Genomic DNA, 15491 nt, shown 5'->3' with positions numbered 1-15491 from the left:
GGGCAGCATCGGACGCCAACGCTGAGTCGGAACGAAATCATGATCACGATTGTCGGCAGTCTGAAGGGCGGTTCGGGAAAGAGTACGCTGACCTTCAACCTTGGGGTCTGGCTTGCCATGGCGGGCGCCAAGGTCCAGCTGATCGATGCGGACCCACAGGCGACGCTGACGGATGTCATCGACGTGCGCAAGGAGGAGGGTTTCGATCCGATTCTCCAAGCCGCCGGCGCCGATGCCTTGAGCCAGGAGCAGTCGAGGGCCGCCGACGAGATCCTGGTGGACGTGGGGACCTCCGACATGGACAGCATGAGGTTGGCGCTCAGCCGGTGCGACCGGGTTGTGGTTCCGGTCCCGCCCTCGCAGGCGGATATCTGGTCGACTCAGCGCTTCATTCAACTGATCGCCTCGGTTGAGCGGGACACGCCACCCGATATCATCGGATTCATCAATCGAGGGGACACCCATCACGCGGTTCGGGAGACCAACGAGGCTGCTGCCGCATTGGTGTCGCTCCCGGGGATTCGGTTTATCCGGCCGCGACTCTCGCAGCGCACGGTCTTCCGGCGCTCGTTCAGCGAGGGACTGGCGGTGTTCGAGCTCGAATCCAGGGGCAAGGCAGCGCGCGAGTTCCTCGGACTGGCCGCAGCACTCTATCCAAACCTGGTCAGTTGAGTCATCACTGAACCCTGCAGTGTTGCAGGGTGTCTACGAAACAGACCGAGCAACCGCGCGCCGCCTCACGGGGCCCCGATCCCGTCATCCCGTCTCAAGGGGGAGTGCGAGGGATCCTTTGAGTCGCCCGAGGCGCGGGACGAGGCCGGTTGGGCCCGGTCCTGAGCTTGGCCTGACCGTCAGGTCAGGTTGCCGATGCCGGGGTTTCTGTTAAGCTTCAATTGCCAAGCGAAAACATCAACTAAACCACTCGCTGATACGAGCCAGCTCAAGCCATGGCGCACCACGAGACCCCAAAAGGGACGACCCCGGCGGCCGGCGGATCGTCGAAAGAGCAGAGCGATGCCGAGGCATTCGCCTCTGAAGTCAACGAGACGCAGCTCCATGCCTTTGCGATCGAGCGGCTGTCGCAGGCCTTCGAGACCAGCGCAAAACGTTGGGAGCTGATCGTCTATCCCTCCCTGTTCGCCTTCATCATCCTGGCCGCCTACGGATTCTATCTGGTCTTCAGCCTCGCCCAGGACGTCCACTATCTGGCGATCAGCGTCGATACGAACATGACCGTGCTGGCCAGCAATATGCAGTCGATCTCGGACAATGTTGGTCAGATGAGCGCCAACGTCCGCACGATGGCGGTGAGCGTCGATTCGATGGCCCGCGACGTCAACACGCTCGAGCCGATGTTGACCAGCATGCAGACGATGGATCGGGCGATGCAGCACATGACGATGTCCACCTCCTCGATGCGCGACGACATGGCCGTCATGAACCAGAATGTCAGCCGCCCGATGCATTTCATGAACTGGTTCATGCCCTGGTAGCCCGGTCTGGCCCCGGCGGCGGCTCCATGTCCCCGATGGCCTGAGATGCAGTCACGGCGTATGCTTCCACCCCCGTCGATCCTGGAGTCGTAGGTGCAGACCGGCGTCACGGAAGCCGTTCGGCTGAGCGTCGCCATCTCCTCGCGCGCATTGTTCGATCTGAGCGCTTCACACCGCGTGTTCGAGAATCAGGGCGTGGATGCGTACCGGGATTACCAGGTCGCGCATGAGAACGACATCCTCGAGCCCGGGGTGGCCTTCGCGCTCGCCAGGAAACTCATGAACCTCAATACCACTTTGGGTGACCGGGGCCGTGTGGAGGTGATCCTCATCTCGCGAAACAGCTCGGACACGGGGCTTCGCGTCCTGACTTCCGCCCATCACTACGGCCTCGATATCACGCGCGCCGCCTTCACGGGGGGCGCCAGTCCCTACCGCTATCTGGCGGCGTTCGGGGCACATCTGTTTCTCTCCGCTGACCCGAGGGATGTGCGCCTGGCCTTGAATGCAGGTTGTGCGGCGGCAACGGTGCTGCCCGCTGCCTTTGTGACCGATGCGGACGAGGACGACCAGGTCCGCATCGCCTTCGATGGCGATGCCGTGCTTTTTTCGGACGACGCTGAGCGGCTCTATCGTCGGGAAGGGCTCGAGGTCTTCAACGCGAGCGAATTCGCGGCGGCCCATGAGCCGCTGCCGGGCGGACCGTTCAAGGGCCTGCTGGTGGCGATCCATCAGCTCCAGGCGCTGTTTCCTGCGGAAGACTCCCCGCTGCGCACCGCGCTCGTGACCTCGCGCGGCGCACCTTCTCATGAGCGGGTGATCCGCACGCTCCGCGCTTGGGACATCCGGATCGACGAGGCCCTTTTCCTCGGTGGGCTGGATAAGGGCCGGTTCCTCGCCGCATTCGACGCGGACATCTTCTTTGACGACCAGCAGGTGCACTGCGACGCGGCGAGCCGGCACGTGGCGACCGGCCATGTCCCTCATGGCGTTGCGAATGTGGAGTGAGGCAGGCCGTTGGGCGAGCGGGTGAAGGGAAGGGCCGACCGCCGCGCCCGGGCTCAGGGGTCGATGTGGAGGCTCGGCGACGGGCGCTGGAGAAAGTTGCCTTGGACATAGTCGACGCCGGCTGTCCAGAGGACGGTCAAGGTCTGCGCGTCTTCGACTCCGGTGACCACGCTTTTGACGTTGAACTCTCGCGCCAGATTCGCGAGCGCCAGGACACGCTGCTGCTTGGCCTGGTCATCCGCAAGGCCGTAAGCATAGTCGGGCATCAGCATCACGAAATCGACCGGCAATGCCTCCAGGATCATCTCGGGCCGTTGGGTGGCACCGAAGCGGTTGATCGCGATGCGGCATTTGATGTGCCTCAGCTCATCGACGATCTTCGCCAGATTTCCTAGATTGTCCGCGACGAGCTGCTCCTGAAACTGGAAGGCAAGCCAGTTGCCGCGGGCGTCCAGCTCACGCAGGCAGTCGCAGATATAGGGGACGATGCTCGGATGGCGAAAGGTGTCCTCGGCCAGGTTAATGAACAGCCGCAGATTACGCCCCGCGCGGCGCTCTTCGGCGAGGATCCGGATCGCGGATCGAATGGTCCAATGGTCCACGTCCAGGACGAATCCGGTCCGGATCGCCGCGCCGATGAAGTCGTTTGCGCCGAGCAGGCCAGCTTCTTCATCGAGTAATCTGACCAGGACGCTGTAGTTCTCGTGATTGTCCCCCATGAGACTGACGATCGGTTGATAGACGAGCTTGAGCTGGTCCTGGCGCAGGGCGTATGCGACCTTCTCGGCCAGCTGGACGTCATCCTCGTCGGTCTCCTGCTTGACCCGGGCAGCGAGCGAGGCGGGGGGGCGGGGCGCCAGGCTATCGCCGATCGGCGCGGTGCTGGCGTCCATCGCAACCCGGTATGCCGCGTTGAGGATCTCCTCGGCGGGGGCCGCGCGGCCCTGGACCATGACGTAGCCGAGCTGGCAGTCAGCCTCGTTGCGCGCCGCTTCCTCCGCCCTGCCCGGCAGGCGCGCCGTTGCCCGAATGCGCTCTGCGGTCTCCTCGGCGGCCTCCTCATCGATTCCATCAATGATCATCGCGAAGCCGTCATCGCTAACCCGCGCGACGCAGCCGGATTCCGCAACCATGGGCTGCAACGCGCTGCCGAGGCCATCGACGAGCTCCAGGGCACGCGCGAGGCCGAGGTCCTGCACGAGCCCTGCATGTTGCAGCACATGGATGAAGAAGAGGGTGAAGGGGGCCTCAACCACTCGCTCCGCACCCAGACGGGCTTCGATCTGGCTGAATAGCGTTGAACGGCCCGCAGCCCCGATATCCGGCTCGCCGGTCGTCAGCGTCAGCGGCGACGGTTCGGTTGCCCGCGTCTTCGGGGTCACGATCAGACGCAGACACTGGCGGCCATCGTGCAGCGACTGGGCTGCGGACAGATGTGCCTCGAACCCATGCGCCTGAGGCGGGTACAGCCTGGCGCTGGCTTCGAGCGGGTCGCTCTGATCGGGGCGACTTGCGGCGCGCAGCAGGTCCTGGACCACTACGCGCTGCCCTGGGTCGACCAGATCCAGGAAGGAAACGAGCTGCAGCTCCTCCACTGCTTGGTAGCCGAGCAGCCGGAGATAGGCATGATTGGCGTAGAGGTGTAAATCCGCATCCACGAAGGCGATCGCATCGCCTGTCCGATCGACCAGCTCACGAGCACGGCGCTCCGAGCGGACGAGCCGCGCACCGAGCTCGCGACAGCGACGGCGCTGCAGAAGATCGGCCGCCTCACGCTCGATGACCCATTCCAGCTGCTCGTCCTTCCCGCCGGGAACCAGGTCGCGTGCCCCGGTGCGCCGCGCCGTGGCGAGGTCGTCGGCAGACGCTTCCGCGCCCGTAACGATGATGAGCGGAATCTCCGCGGGACCCTCGCTCAGGCTGGAGACGACCGCCTCTTGGCCGACTTCGCCGTCGGCGCTCCACCAGAGGATGATGTCGAAGGCACGCCGGGCGAGCACCTCGTCCAGCCGGTCGACCCGCGAGGTGACCATCGCGCGCGCCGCCAGCCCGATCTCGCGCAGCCGGGCGATCAGCCGCTCCGCCCGGGCCGCATCGGACGTCAGCAGCAGCAATGTGAGTGATGGCAATGGCGCGGGCATGGTCTGACCTGGAGTCGGGCTTCTTGGATCCTAACGCAGAAGCAACGTCGTTTTCGTGCAGGGGTGCCCAGAACGTGAAAAAAGCGGGCTCCGCGATGGCTGCTGGCGGTCCCATTGTGGGGTCGCCCCGGCGCCGCCGGCGGGTGTCGCATCCACGATCGATCCGACAGCGCAGGATCGGTGTCCTGACGATCGATCGATGCGTGCCGAGACGGCATGGGCCGGCGCCTGCTCAGCCGAGCAAGGGAATCTTGGAGTCGGCACCCGGGATCTCGCGTACCAGACGCGGGACCAGATAGCCCGGGACCTGTGATCGCAGCGCGTGCATGAGCTGCAGTGCGTATGCATCCGACACCTCGAAATGTGCCGCGCCCTCGACGGGGTCGAGCTGGTGGAGGTAATAGGGCAGGGTGCCGCAGTCGAAGAGTCGTTCGCTGAGGGCGCGCAATATTTCGGCCGTGTCATTGATTCCACGCAGCAAGACGCTCTGGTTCAGCAAGTGGACCCCGGCACCTCGGAGCCGCAGCAGCGCCGTTTCCGCCGCGCCCCCGAGCTCGTCGGGGTGATTCGCGTGGATCACAACGAGGACCTTGAAGCGACTCGCACCGAGCAGGTCGCACAGATCCCGGGTGACCCGTCTCGGCAGGACGACCGGGAGGCGTGAATGGATCCGCAGACCTTTCAGGTGTGCGATCCCCTCCAAACGCTCGACCAGCTCCGCGAGCGGTTGATCGTCCACCATCAGAGGGTCCCCGCCGCTGAGTATGAGCTCGGTGATCTGGCGGTCCGCGGCGATCCGGGCCAGCGCGGCTGAGGTACGAGGCCCCGCGGCGCCAAGCGCCGAGTAAGGGAAATGCCTTCGAAAGCAATAGCGGCAGTGAATCGCGCAGGCGCCAGTCACGAGCATCAGGGCACGGCCTTCGTATTTTCGCAGCAGTCCGTCTCCGCGGTTGGCCGACTCGTCGTCAACGGGGTCCTGGCTGAACCCGGCGATCCGGCATCGCTCCGAGGCCAAGGGGAGGACCTGGCGCAGCAGGGGGTCATGGGGATCCCGCGGCTTCATCAAGTCCGCGAAGCCGCGCGGCACCAGCATGCGGAGCACCGGCGGATCGCAATCGAGATCCGGGATCTCGCGTCGAGTCAGGCAGAGCTTGGCGAGTAGATCATCGGCATCCCGATAGGCCTCGAGAAGGTCCTGCCTCCATGCCGGTGTCTGACAAGCCGCGCTGCTTCGCGGTACCATGATGCGGTTTAGCTCCACTGTCGACGAGGACGATATGGCCTTCTACAGCACCAATGAGTTCAAGGGCGGGCTCAAGATCATGTTGGACGGTGATCCTTACAGCATCGTCGAGAACGAATTCGTGAAGCCAGGCAAAGGTCAGGCATTCAACCGTGTACGGGTGCGCAATCTCAAGACCGGGCGAGTCGTGGAGAAGACCTTCAAGTCCGGCGAGACGGTCGAGGCGGCCGACGTGCATGATACCGATATGCAGTATCTCTACAATGACGGCGAGGAGTGGCACTTCATGGACCCGGCCAGCTTCGAGCAGATGACGGCTGATGCGAACGCCGTGGGTGACGCCGCCAAGTGGATCAAGGAGGAGGACATTTGCAAGGTGACGCTGTGGAACGGCGTCCCCTTGAGCGTGGAGGCGCCCAACTTTGTCGTGCTGGCCATTACCGAGACCGACCCGGGGCTGAAGGGAGACACCTCGGGGGGCGGTGGCAAGCCCGCCACCCTGGAGACAGGCGCGGTGGTTCGGGTTCCCCTGTTCGTGCAGACCGGCGAGCTCGTGAAGGTCGATACCCGGACCGGAGCATACGTCTCGCGGGCGAAGGACAGCTGAGGCCGTTGCGCGACCCGCGGGCCAGGACGCATTCAGCGCCCCTCGCCAAGGATGCACCCCGGGCGGGGGACGGCAATGACTGGCTGCCCTGCGCCGCGCCGGAGACCATGCGTCACCGGGCCGCGATGCTTGAGCGCATCCGCGCCTTCTTCGCCGCCGCCGGGGTCCTGGAGGTCGAGACCCCGATCCTGTCCCGGCGCGGGGTAACCGATCCAGCGCTCGAGAGCCTCAGCCTGATGTGCCCGGCTCCTGGCCAGGGATCGATTGGAGAGCACAGGCTCTATCTGCAGACCTCTCCCGAGGCTCCGATGAAACGCCTTCTGGCTGCCGGGAGTGGGCCGATCTATCAGATCTGCAAAGTCTTTCGGGGCGGGGAGCGGGGGCGTTTCCATCACCCCGAGTTCACCATGCTGGAATGGTATCGTCCGGGGTGGGACTACGGCCGACTCATGGAGGAGGTGGCCGATCTGGTTCGTGTCGTCCTGCAGCGCCCGGCGATGCCGATGGAGCGGCTGCGTTATCGCGACCTCTTTCTCGACCGCCTGGGTCTCGACCCCTGGGAGGCGGCGCCCCAGTCTCTGCGCGCGGTCGCCGCGGACATCGGCATGCCCGATGCCGATCGGTTGGAGTTGGAGCGGGACGCCTGGCTCGATCTCTTGCTCGCCCTGAGTCTCGAGCCGCGGCTCGGGCGCGGATGTTTGAGCTTTGTCTATGACTACCCACCGAGCCAGGCCGCCATGGCACGCATCCAGCGAGCCGATGAGGATCATGTCGGTGCAGCGTTCGCGCAGCGTTTCGAGCTCTACATCGAGGGCCTAGAGCTGGCCAATGGGTTCCAGGAGCTGACCGATGCCGCCGAGCAGGGTGCGCGCTTCGTGCGCGATCTCGCCGAACGGCACCGCCGCGACCTCGCCGCGACCCCTCCGGACGAACGCCTGCTTGCCGCGCTGGGCTCCGGGATGCCGTCCGCGAGCGGGGTCGCCATCGGACTCGACCGTTTGCTGATGATCGCAACCGGTGCCGGACACATCGACGAGGTGCTTGCCTTCCCGCTCGAGCGGGCCTGAGCGGGACCGTCGCTCGATGCCGGGAGCGGTCCGACCGGACCGCTCGGGCCTCGAGCAGGCGGTTGCCCTGGACTCAGTCAGTGAGTGCCTTCTGAATGGCATTCAGGTCCAGGGCCTGGAGATACTGCTCCAGGGGTGCAGCGTCCTGGATCCCCGTGCCTTCGCCCTGAACCAGCAGCCGGCTTCCAACCATCAGGGTCACCTTGTATTCCTGGCTGCCGGCTTTGTGCTCAATCATGCCCCGTTCGCCCTGGAGCGAGTAAGTCTTGAGGTCCTCATTGGCCTGCATCACGAAAGGCATGGTGATGGCCATGGTCAACATGGGCATCATCGGCGAGTCGGCCATCAAGGTGAGCGTCACCTCCGCGCCATCGTCCCGGACATAGCGCCGGCTGAGGTTGGTGCCTGTGAGCATCGATGCGAGGCCCCCCGACTGGGATTGCGCCTCGTCCGCCTGCCACCCCTCCAGGGGCGGAGGAAACAGCTCCAGCAGACCCGCCGTAATCCGTTCCTGGATCTTGGCGACGGCAAAATTCAGGGTTTCCACCGCGCGTCTGAGCTCACCCGCCTGATAGGAACGCTTCGCCGCATCCAACTGATCGGTGACCTCATCCGCACCTGCCGTGGCCGCCAGGCCCAGGGTCGCAGCCAGGATCAAGGTCGACGTGATCTTTGTCCTCATGGTCATGCCCTCTATGCCGCCCCCGCGCGCCGGGTGGCGGAGCGTTTACGAAATCCGGTCCTTGGAGCCTAGGCGCCTGTTCGACTCGGGCGCTCGTCGCTTGCCTCCAGCGCCTTCCCGCTGATCCCGCGCCCACGCGGACCGAGGAGGCGCAGATAGGCGCCGGTGACCGACTCGGGGGGCGCATTGGCCGCGGGGTTCTCGCCAGGATAGAGGCGTGCCCGCAGGGCCGTGCGCACGACGCCGGGATCGATGCTGTTGACCCTGATCCGTCCGCCTTCGCGGGTCTCCGCGGCCAGAACCTGCATGAGTCCCTCGATGCCGAATTTCGCCGCAGCATAGGCGCCCCAATAGGCCAGACCCCGGCGGCCGACCCGGTCCGAGGTGAAGATGACGGAGGCATCTTCGGACGCCCGGAGCAACGGCATGGAGACCTGCGTGAGGAGAAAGGGCGCGGTCAGGTTGATGCGCAGGACGCGCTCCCATTCGCTGGCATCATAGTCGTCGATGCGGCTGAGAAATGGCGCGAACGCGGCGCAATGGACCAGCCCGTCGAGGCGCCCGAAAGCCTCGCCGAGGACGTCGGCCGCCGCCAGGAAGTCCTCTTCACCGGCGGTCTCCAGATTCAGTGGCAGGATCGCCGGCTCGGGACCGCCTGACGCCGCGATCCTGTCATAGGTGTCGTTCAGATCCGAGTCGCTCGACTCGGACAGGACGACGGTCGCCCCGTGGGCGGCGCAGGCGAGGGCAACGGCGCGCCCGACGCCCTCAGCCGCACCGGTCACCAGAATGATGCGCTCATCGAGTCGGTCCGCGTCGTGGGTGCCTTGATCCATGGGTTCGATGGGTCTCCGATAAAGATGGAAGTGGTGCTGGGGATTATCGCCCTTCCCGCTCGATCGGGCATTGCGGATCATTCAACCCCCGGACGCCGGCTTTCGCGCCAGGCGTTCCAGAGCTTGCGGATCGGGGTCAGGCTGATCCGCTGATCGGCGACCCGAAAGCCGCTGGCGGCGAGCTCTGCCAGCAGCCGATCCGCCAGGCGAACGCGGACCCGGATCGCGGTGGGCAACAGCCCAAAGTCCGCATCGAGGGTGGCACGATAGCGTGTCACCTCCGGGAAAAGGTCGCCGAGCAGCGGCGCAAGACGCTCGCGGTGGCCGGCAGCGCGGAGGTCGGACCGGCTCGATCCAAGACTGGAAGCGCGATCCCAGGGCAGGAAATGACGGCGCCCCTGCCTCAGCAGCCGCCCGCTCTCCCGGAAGAGCTCGACCAGGGCGCAATAGGCGCCGGCCCCACGGGCGCTGGCTGCTGGGACCGCCCGGCCCTGCCCATGGACACGGACGATCAGCTCGAAGAGTGCGCCCAGATCTCGATCGGCCCAGGCGACCAGGTCCTCGGTTTCGTTCGCCCGGCGACCCGTCAGGATCGCCTCGGTCGCCCAAATGACGTCGATGAAGGGCTGCGGCGGCAGCTCGGCACGCGTGACCAGCCGGCCGAGGGGGCGCGCGAGCGGATGACTGCCGACGCCCTTGAAGATACGTTCCAGCTCATGGTGCCACCACTCGAGCTTGCGCGCGGCAACGCCGGGGTCCGAGACCTGATCGGCCACCGAACGCACCAGGTAGCGCCAGGCGAGGAGGACGGCGAGGTCGTCGCGCAGGCGGCTCGGTGCGAACCGCAGGCTGTAGTAGGCAGTCGAGCCGGGCGGCGTGGCCGAATTCGGAAACCCCCACTCCGCTCGCGCCGGTCGAGGCCGCATCACCCGATGTCGTCCGCCGAGCGGCCGGGGTCGTGTCCCGAGCGCTCGGAGTCCTCACCGGATGCAGGCGCGCCGGCGCGCGGAGCACCGCGGTGATCCGGGACCGTGACAGACGGGCTGTTGCGACGGGCACTACCCATCCGGATCGCGAACGCAGGTGACGAGGTAATTGACGTCCAGGTCGTCCGGGTCGAGCCGGTAGGTCCGGGTCAGGGGGTTGTAGGTCAGCCCTGTCATGTCGGTGGTGCGAAGGGCGGTCGGACGGACCCAGGCGTGCAGCTCCGCGGGGCGAATGAAGCGCGCGTAGTCGTGGGTGCCCTTCGGCAGCATGCCCAAGAGGTATTCAGCACCAAGGATCGCCAACAGGTAGGACTTGGGGTTGCGGTTCAGTGTCGAGAAGACCACCGTGCCGCCGGGTCGCACCAGGCGCGCGCAGGCATCGACGACGGAGGCCGGGCTCGGGACGTGCTCCAACATCTCCATGCAGGTCACGAGATCGAACCCACCCGGCTGCTCCGCCGCGAGCGTCTCGACCGGCACCCGCCGGTAGCTCACCGCCACCCCCGTCTCCAGCGTATGGAGCTCCGCGACGCGAAGCGGCATCTCGCCCATGTCGATGCCGGTGACCTCGGCGCCGCGCAAGGCCATGGATTCCGAGAGAATGCCGCCGCCGCACCCCACATCCAGGACGCGCTTGCCCGCGAGACCGACCGACCCGTCGATGTAGTCCAGGCGCAGCGGATTGATGTCATGCAGCGCCTTGAACTCACTGTGCGGGTCCCACCAGCGCGAGGCGAGCTCCTCGAACTTGCTGATCTCGGAATGATCGACGTTGTGCAGGGTCTCGGTCATGATCGGGTTTCCCCTTTTGGCTTGGGCGAGGGCAGGGCATGCCACGCCGCCTCCGGCGAGAACGGCGGCTGCAAATCGTCCTGATCGCGCCCCGGGTTTGTAGGACGCGCGCGACGTCTCCACTTGGGTGAGACGTGAGGACGGGCGCGGTCGCAGGATGGCGGCACGCGTTGTGACGCACCCGTCCGGCCACCCGTGAAATGGCGACTCGGGTGCGAAAAATCGATATACTTTACGGCTTTGCATCGCCCGGGGAAACAGAGATGTACGAGAAGACCATGCAGATCAGCGATTTCGATCCCGAGCTCTGGGGCGCGATCAGGGACGAGGAGCGTCGCCAGGAGGAGCATGTCGAGCTGATCGCCTCCGAGAACTATGCCAGCCCCCGGGTCCTTGCCGCGCAGGGCAGCGTCCTGACCAACAAGTACGCCGAAGGCTACCCCGGCAAACGGTACTACGGTGGCTGCGAATATGTCGATGTCGCCGAGCGGCTCGCCATTGAGCGTGCCAAACAGCTCTTCGGGGCTGACTATGCCAACGTTCAGCCGCACTCCGGCTCCCAGGCCAACGCGGCGGTCTATATGGCCCTGTGCGAGGCGGGCGACTGCGTACTGGGGATGAGCCTGGCCCATGGCGGTCACTTGACGCATGGCGCCAAGCCGAGCTTTTCAGGCAAGCTTTACAACGCGGTGCAGTACGGTCTGGATCCCAGGACCGGCGAGATCGACTATACCGAGGTCGAGCGCCTCGCACTGGAGCACCGCCCGCGCATGATCATCGCCGGCTTCTCGGCCTATTCCCGCATCGTCGACTGGTCGCGTTTTCGGGCGATCGCCGACGCCGTCGGCGCCTACCTGCTGGTCGATATGGCGCATGTCGCCGGCCTGGTTGCCGCGGGCGTCTACCCGAGTCCGGTGCAGATCGCCGATGTGACCACCACGACGACCCACAAGACCTTGCGCGGACCGCGCGGCGGGCTGATCCTGGCCAAGGCCAATCCCGAGCTCGAGAAGCGGCTCAACTCCCTGGTCTTCCCAGGCATCCAGGGTGGTCCCCTCATGCATGTGATCGCCGCCAAGGCGGTGGCCTTCAAAGAGGCGCTCGAGCCGGGCTTCAAGCTCTACCAGAAGCAGGTCGTGCTGAACGCCCAGACGATGGCTGAGGTGTTTCTCTCACGCGGTTACGACGTGGTGTCCGGAGGCACCAACGACCACTTGTTCCTGGTGAGCTTCATCTCCCAGGGCCTGACCGGGAAGGAGGTCGACGCCTGGCTGAGCGCCGCCAACATCACGGTCAACAAGAATGCCGTCCCCAACGATCCGCAGTCGCCCTTCGTCACCAGCGGCATTCGGGTGGGCACGCCCGCGGTCACAACGCGCGGCTTCGGGACCCAGGAGGCACGCGATCTCGCGGGGTGGATGTGCGACCTGATCGATGCCCGCGGCGATGCGGCGACCACCGAAGCAGTCAAGGCGAGGGTGTTGGAGCTGTGTCGCCGCTTCCCCGTCTACGAGCATTGAATGCGTTGCCCGTTCTGCGGTGCCCAAGACACCAAGGTGGTGGATTCCCGGCTCTCCGGTGAGGGCGAGCAGGTGCGCCGGCGGCGCAAATGCGTCGTCTGCCACGAGCGGTTCACGACCTTCGAGACAGCCGAGCTCAATCTGCCGCGTGTCATCAAGCGTGACGGCAGCCGTGCGCCCTTCGACGGGCGCAAGCTGCGCTCCGGGATGATGCGGGCGCTCGAGAAGCGACCGGTCAGCACCGACCAGATCGATACCGCGATGTGGCGGATCCAGCGCCGTCTGATGTCCAGTGGCGAGACTGAGGTTCCCTCGCTGCTCGTCGGCGAGCTCGTCATGGATGAGCTCCGGCAGCTTGATCAGGTCGCCTATGTCCGTTTCGCATCCGTCTATCGCCAGTTCGAGGACGTCGCGGCCTTCCGCGAGGAGATCGAGCGGCTCGAGCGTCAGCCGACACCTGAGGCGAAACGCCAGCAGCTGGATCTGCTCCAGGAGCTGGAGCCCAAGCCGCGATGACGGGACCGGACGAGGATCGATTGCCGGGCGTGCGTCCGGGAGCGGACCTCGCCTTCATGGCACGCGCCATCGAGCTGGCCGAACGCGGGCGTTTCACGACGCACCCCAACCCGCGCGTCGGGTGCCTGATCGTGCATGCCGGCAGGGTCGTCGGCGAGGGGTGGCATCGGCGGGCAGGGGAGCCGCATGCGGAACGACACGCCCTGAACGAGGCGGGTGATCGCGCCCGCGGTGCGACGGCCTATGTGACGCTCGAGCCCTGTTGCCACCAGGGCCGCACCCCGCCGTGCACCGACGGGCTGATCCAGGCCGGTGTCGCACGTGTGGTGTGCGCGATGGTGGACCCCAACCCGCTGGTCGCGGGCCGCGGCCTCAGGCTGCTGAGCGAGGCGGGGATCCGCGTCGAGACGGGCTTGCTGGAGGCCCCGGCACGCGCCCTGAATCCGGGGTTCGTCAAGCGGATGGAGCAGGGCCGGCCCCATGTCCTGTGCAAGCTCGCGGCGAGCCTCGACGGGCGCACCGCGATGTCAAACGGGGAGAGTCAATGGATCACCGGCGAGCCGGCGCGGCGCGAGGTGCAGCGGCTGCGCGCGGGCAGCTCCGCCGTCGTGACCGGTATCGGGACCCTCCTGGCCGATGATCCCGGCCTCGACGTCCGCTTGACCCCGGCGGACCTGCCGGGCATGGGGGCGGACGAGCCGGTTCGCCAACCGCTTCGCGTGGTGGTCGACAGCCGCTGGCGGACCCCCCCGGGCTCGCGCATCCTGAGGCTGCCCGGCACGACCCTGATCGTCGGGGCGGTCGATGATCCGACTCGGATGGCCGGGTTGAAGCGTTCCGGTGGCCTGGTCCACCTCTGCCGCGCGCGTGGCGGCCAGGTCGATCTCGGCGCCTTGATGGCCGAGCTCGCGCGGCGCGAGATCAATGAGGTCCTGTTGGAGACCGGCCCGACCCTGGCCGGGGCGGCGCTCGAGGCCGGCCTGGTCGACGAGATCGTCGTCTATCTCGCCCCGCACCTCATGGGCGATCGCGCGCGGGGCCTGTTCCAGCTCCCGGGTGTCGCGCGCATGAGCGATCGCGTGCCCCTCGAGATCGTCTCGGTGCGCGCGGTCGGTCGCGACCTGCGGGTCACCGCCCGCCCGGCTCGCGACGGCGGGTCATCGGGGGCTTGAGCCGAACGGTCCTTGGAACTGCACGCGCACGAAGGAATCAGACCGCCTGGGATGGTTGAATCCGGGATCGGCGGTCATGTGTCTGGCCGGTGTGAAGCGAGCTCCCGAGACGTCGATCGCCGCGGGCCGGCGGCCGGCCGCTTCATCCAGAATCGGTATTTTATTCAAAATCGTGTTTTGACCACTGAAGCCATGTTCACCGGAATCATCCAATCCATCGGGCGGATCGAGCGCCTGGAGCCGCGAGGCGGCGATGTGCGAGTCGCAATCGATGCCGGAAAGCTGCGTCTCGACCGGGTCGCGCGCGGCGACAGTGTCGCGGTCAATGGCGTCTGTCTGACCGCGGTCGAGCTGAGCGCGCGCGGATTCGCGGCCGATGTCTCGCGTGAGACCCTGTCCCTGACGACCCTGGGTGACCTGGTGCCCGGCAGCCCGGTGAACCTGGAGACGGCCCTGACGCTAGCGACGCCGCTCGGCGGACACCTGGTCAGCGGTCATGTCGATGGCGTCGGGACGGTCATCGAGCGGCGCGAGGATGCGCGTTCCTGGCGGCTGCGGATCCGGGCGCCTGTGGAGCTGGCACGCTACATCGCGGCGAAGGGCTCGATCTGCGTCGACGGCACCAGCCTCACGGTCAACCGCGTGGATGGAGACTGCTTCGAGCTGAACATCGTGCCCCACACCCTCCGGGAGACGATCATCGGCGGCTATCAGACCGGGACGCGCGTCAACCTGGAGGTCGATCTGATCGCCCGCTATCTGGAGCGGCTGCTGCTGGGGAGCGCGGCCGACCCCGGGTTGGATGCGGGCGCGCAGGGCGGGGCCGACCGCGGTGCCTCGCGCCTCACGACGGCGTTTCTCGCCGAGCATGGCTTTGTGAGACCCGCCGACTGATCATAATTTGTTAAGATGCACGGCTTTTCGTCCATACGACACGGCGGCAATGGGTAACTCAGGCCTCAACAGCACAGAAGAGATCATCGCAGAGCTCCGTCAAGGCAGGATGGTGGTCATCATGGACGACGAGGATCGCGAGAACGAGGGCGACCTGCTGCTCGCCGCCGACTGCGTGACGCCGGAGGCCGTGAATTTCATGGCCAAGTACGGCAGAGGTCTCATCTGCCTCACGCTGAGCAAGGAGCACTGCGAGCGCCTGCGTCTGCCCCTGATGGTCAATGACAACCAGGCCGCGCATTCGACCGCCTTCACCGTCTCCATCGAGGCGGCCCGCGGCGTCACGACGGGCATCTCGGCGGGCGACCGCGCCACGACCATCCTCGCCGCCGTGGCACCGGATGCAGAGCCGAAGGACCTGGTCCAGCCTGGCCACATCTTCCCCCTCATGGCTCAGCCCGGCGGGGTCCTGGTGCGCGCGGGCCATACCGAGGCCGGGTGCGACCTGGCACGTCTCGCCGGCTACAGTCCGGC

Annotated in this window: 16 protein-coding genes; 10 read left to right on the top strand and 6 right to left on the bottom strand. The window is 66.3% G+C overall.

All coding sequences use genetic code 11. From position 1 onward, the window contains the following. Nucleotides 1–39: 39 nt before the first annotated feature. The 3 genes from LJE61_RS09025 to LJE61_RS09015 all read left to right on the top strand — a co-directional run bounded on the left by LJE61_RS09025 (nucleotide 40) and on the right by LJE61_RS09015 (nucleotide 2501). On the top strand, nucleotides 40–672 hold the full coding sequence (locus tag LJE61_RS09025; protein WP_296910615.1) for a ParA family protein: 633 nt from the start codon (nucleotides 40–42) through the stop codon (nucleotides 670–672). 275 nt (nucleotides 673–947) lie between these two features. Then, nucleotides 948–1493 (top strand): hypothetical protein, encoded by a 546-nt coding sequence (locus LJE61_RS09020; RefSeq protein WP_296910617.1) that lies wholly within the window; start codon nucleotides 948–950, stop codon nucleotides 1491–1493. A 93-nt stretch (nucleotides 1494–1586) separates the two neighbouring features. Next, nucleotides 1587–2501, top strand: a complete 915-nt coding sequence (locus LJE61_RS09015) for a 5'-nucleotidase (RefSeq protein WP_296910619.1) — start codon at nucleotides 1587–1589, stop codon at nucleotides 2499–2501. A 53-nt stretch (nucleotides 2502–2554) separates the two neighbouring features. On the opposite strand, the gene LJE61_RS09010 is transcribed toward LJE61_RS09015, so the two are convergent. Both LJE61_RS09010 and epmB read right to left on the bottom strand, forming a co-directional pair. Next, the gene (locus tag LJE61_RS09010) at nucleotides 2555–4642 is read right to left on the bottom strand and encodes an EAL domain-containing protein (RefSeq protein WP_296918187.1); all 2088 of its coding nucleotides are present in this window, start codon (nucleotides 4640–4642) and stop codon (nucleotides 2555–2557) included. A gap of 232 nt (nucleotides 4643–4874) precedes the next feature. After that, entirely contained in the window at nucleotides 4875–5885 is a 1011-nt protein-coding gene (epmB, locus tag LJE61_RS09005) for an EF-P beta-lysylation protein EpmB (RefSeq protein ID WP_296910624.1), read from the bottom strand. A 34-nt stretch (nucleotides 5886–5919) separates the two neighbouring features. On the opposite strand from epmB, the gene efp reads away from it, so the two are divergent. Both efp and epmA read left to right on the top strand, forming a co-directional pair. Beyond that, nucleotides 5920–6492 carry an elongation factor P gene (gene efp, locus LJE61_RS09000; RefSeq protein WP_296910626.1) on the top strand — a complete coding sequence of 191 codons (573 nt, stop codon included), beginning with the start codon at nucleotides 5920–5922 and terminating at the stop codon, nucleotides 6490–6492. Between the two features lie 83 nt (nucleotides 6493–6575). Further along, complete coding sequence (gene epmA / locus LJE61_RS08995; RefSeq protein WP_296910667.1) at nucleotides 6576–7559, top strand: EF-P lysine aminoacylase EpmA; 984 nt, start codon at nucleotides 6576–6578, stop codon at nucleotides 7557–7559. Nucleotides 7560–7632: 73 nt separating this feature from the next. On the opposite strand, the gene LJE61_RS08990 is transcribed toward epmA, so the two are convergent. The 4 genes from LJE61_RS08990 to ubiG all read right to left on the bottom strand — a co-directional run bounded on the left by LJE61_RS08990 (nucleotide 7633) and on the right by ubiG (nucleotide 10855). Next, nucleotides 7633–8241, bottom strand: coding sequence for a hypothetical protein (locus tag LJE61_RS08990; RefSeq protein ID WP_296910628.1), 609 nt, complete (start codon nucleotides 8239–8241; stop codon nucleotides 7633–7635). A 68-nt stretch (nucleotides 8242–8309) separates the two neighbouring features. Continuing rightward, nucleotides 8310–9077 (bottom strand): SDR family NAD(P)-dependent oxidoreductase, encoded by a 768-nt coding sequence (locus tag LJE61_RS08985; RefSeq protein WP_296910630.1) that lies wholly within the window; start codon nucleotides 9075–9077, stop codon nucleotides 8310–8312. Nucleotides 9078–9154: 77 nt separating this feature from the next. After that, a complete protein-coding gene (locus LJE61_RS08980) occupies nucleotides 9155–10003 on the bottom strand; it encodes a squalene/phytoene synthase family protein (RefSeq protein ID WP_296918185.1) in 849 nt (282 codons plus the stop codon). Nucleotides 10004–10135: 132 nt separating this feature from the next. Beyond that, on the bottom strand, nucleotides 10136–10855 hold the full coding sequence (gene ubiG / locus LJE61_RS08975; protein WP_296910635.1) for a bifunctional 2-polyprenyl-6-hydroxyphenol methylase/3-demethylubiquinol 3-O-methyltransferase UbiG: 720 nt from the start codon (nucleotides 10853–10855) through the stop codon (nucleotides 10136–10138). Nucleotides 10856–11118: 263 nt separating this feature from the next. On the opposite strand from ubiG, the gene glyA reads away from it, so the two are divergent. The 5 genes from glyA to ribB all read left to right on the top strand — a co-directional run. Continuing rightward, nucleotides 11119–12375, top strand: coding sequence for a serine hydroxymethyltransferase (gene glyA, locus LJE61_RS08970; RefSeq protein WP_296910637.1), 1257 nt, complete (start codon nucleotides 11119–11121; stop codon nucleotides 12373–12375). Beyond that, nucleotides 12376–12891 (top strand): transcriptional regulator NrdR, encoded by a 516-nt coding sequence (gene nrdR, locus LJE61_RS08965; protein ID WP_296910639.1) that lies wholly within the window; start codon nucleotides 12376–12378, stop codon nucleotides 12889–12891. Further along, complete coding sequence (gene ribD / locus LJE61_RS08960) at nucleotides 12888–14063, top strand: bifunctional diaminohydroxyphosphoribosylaminopyrimidine deaminase/5-amino-6-(5-phosphoribosylamino)uracil reductase RibD (RefSeq protein ID WP_296910641.1); 1176 nt, start codon at nucleotides 12888–12890, stop codon at nucleotides 14061–14063. Before nrdR ends, ribD begins: the two co-directional genes overlap by 4 nt. A gap of 192 nt (nucleotides 14064–14255) precedes the next feature. Beyond that, entirely contained in the window at nucleotides 14256–14957 is a 702-nt protein-coding gene (locus tag LJE61_RS08955) for a riboflavin synthase (protein WP_296918182.1), read from the top strand. 49 nt (nucleotides 14958–15006) lie between these two features. Continuing rightward, nucleotides 15007–15491: 3,4-dihydroxy-2-butanone-4-phosphate synthase (gene ribB, locus LJE61_RS08950; RefSeq protein WP_296918180.1), on the top strand; the 485-nt coding region annotated here is incomplete at its 3' end.

The organism is Thiocapsa sp. (assembly GCF_022340925.1).
Taxonomy (GTDB): Bacteria; Pseudomonadota; Gammaproteobacteria; order Chromatiales; family Chromatiaceae; genus Thiocapsa.
This window is presented reverse-complemented; position numbering and strand designations above follow the sequence as displayed.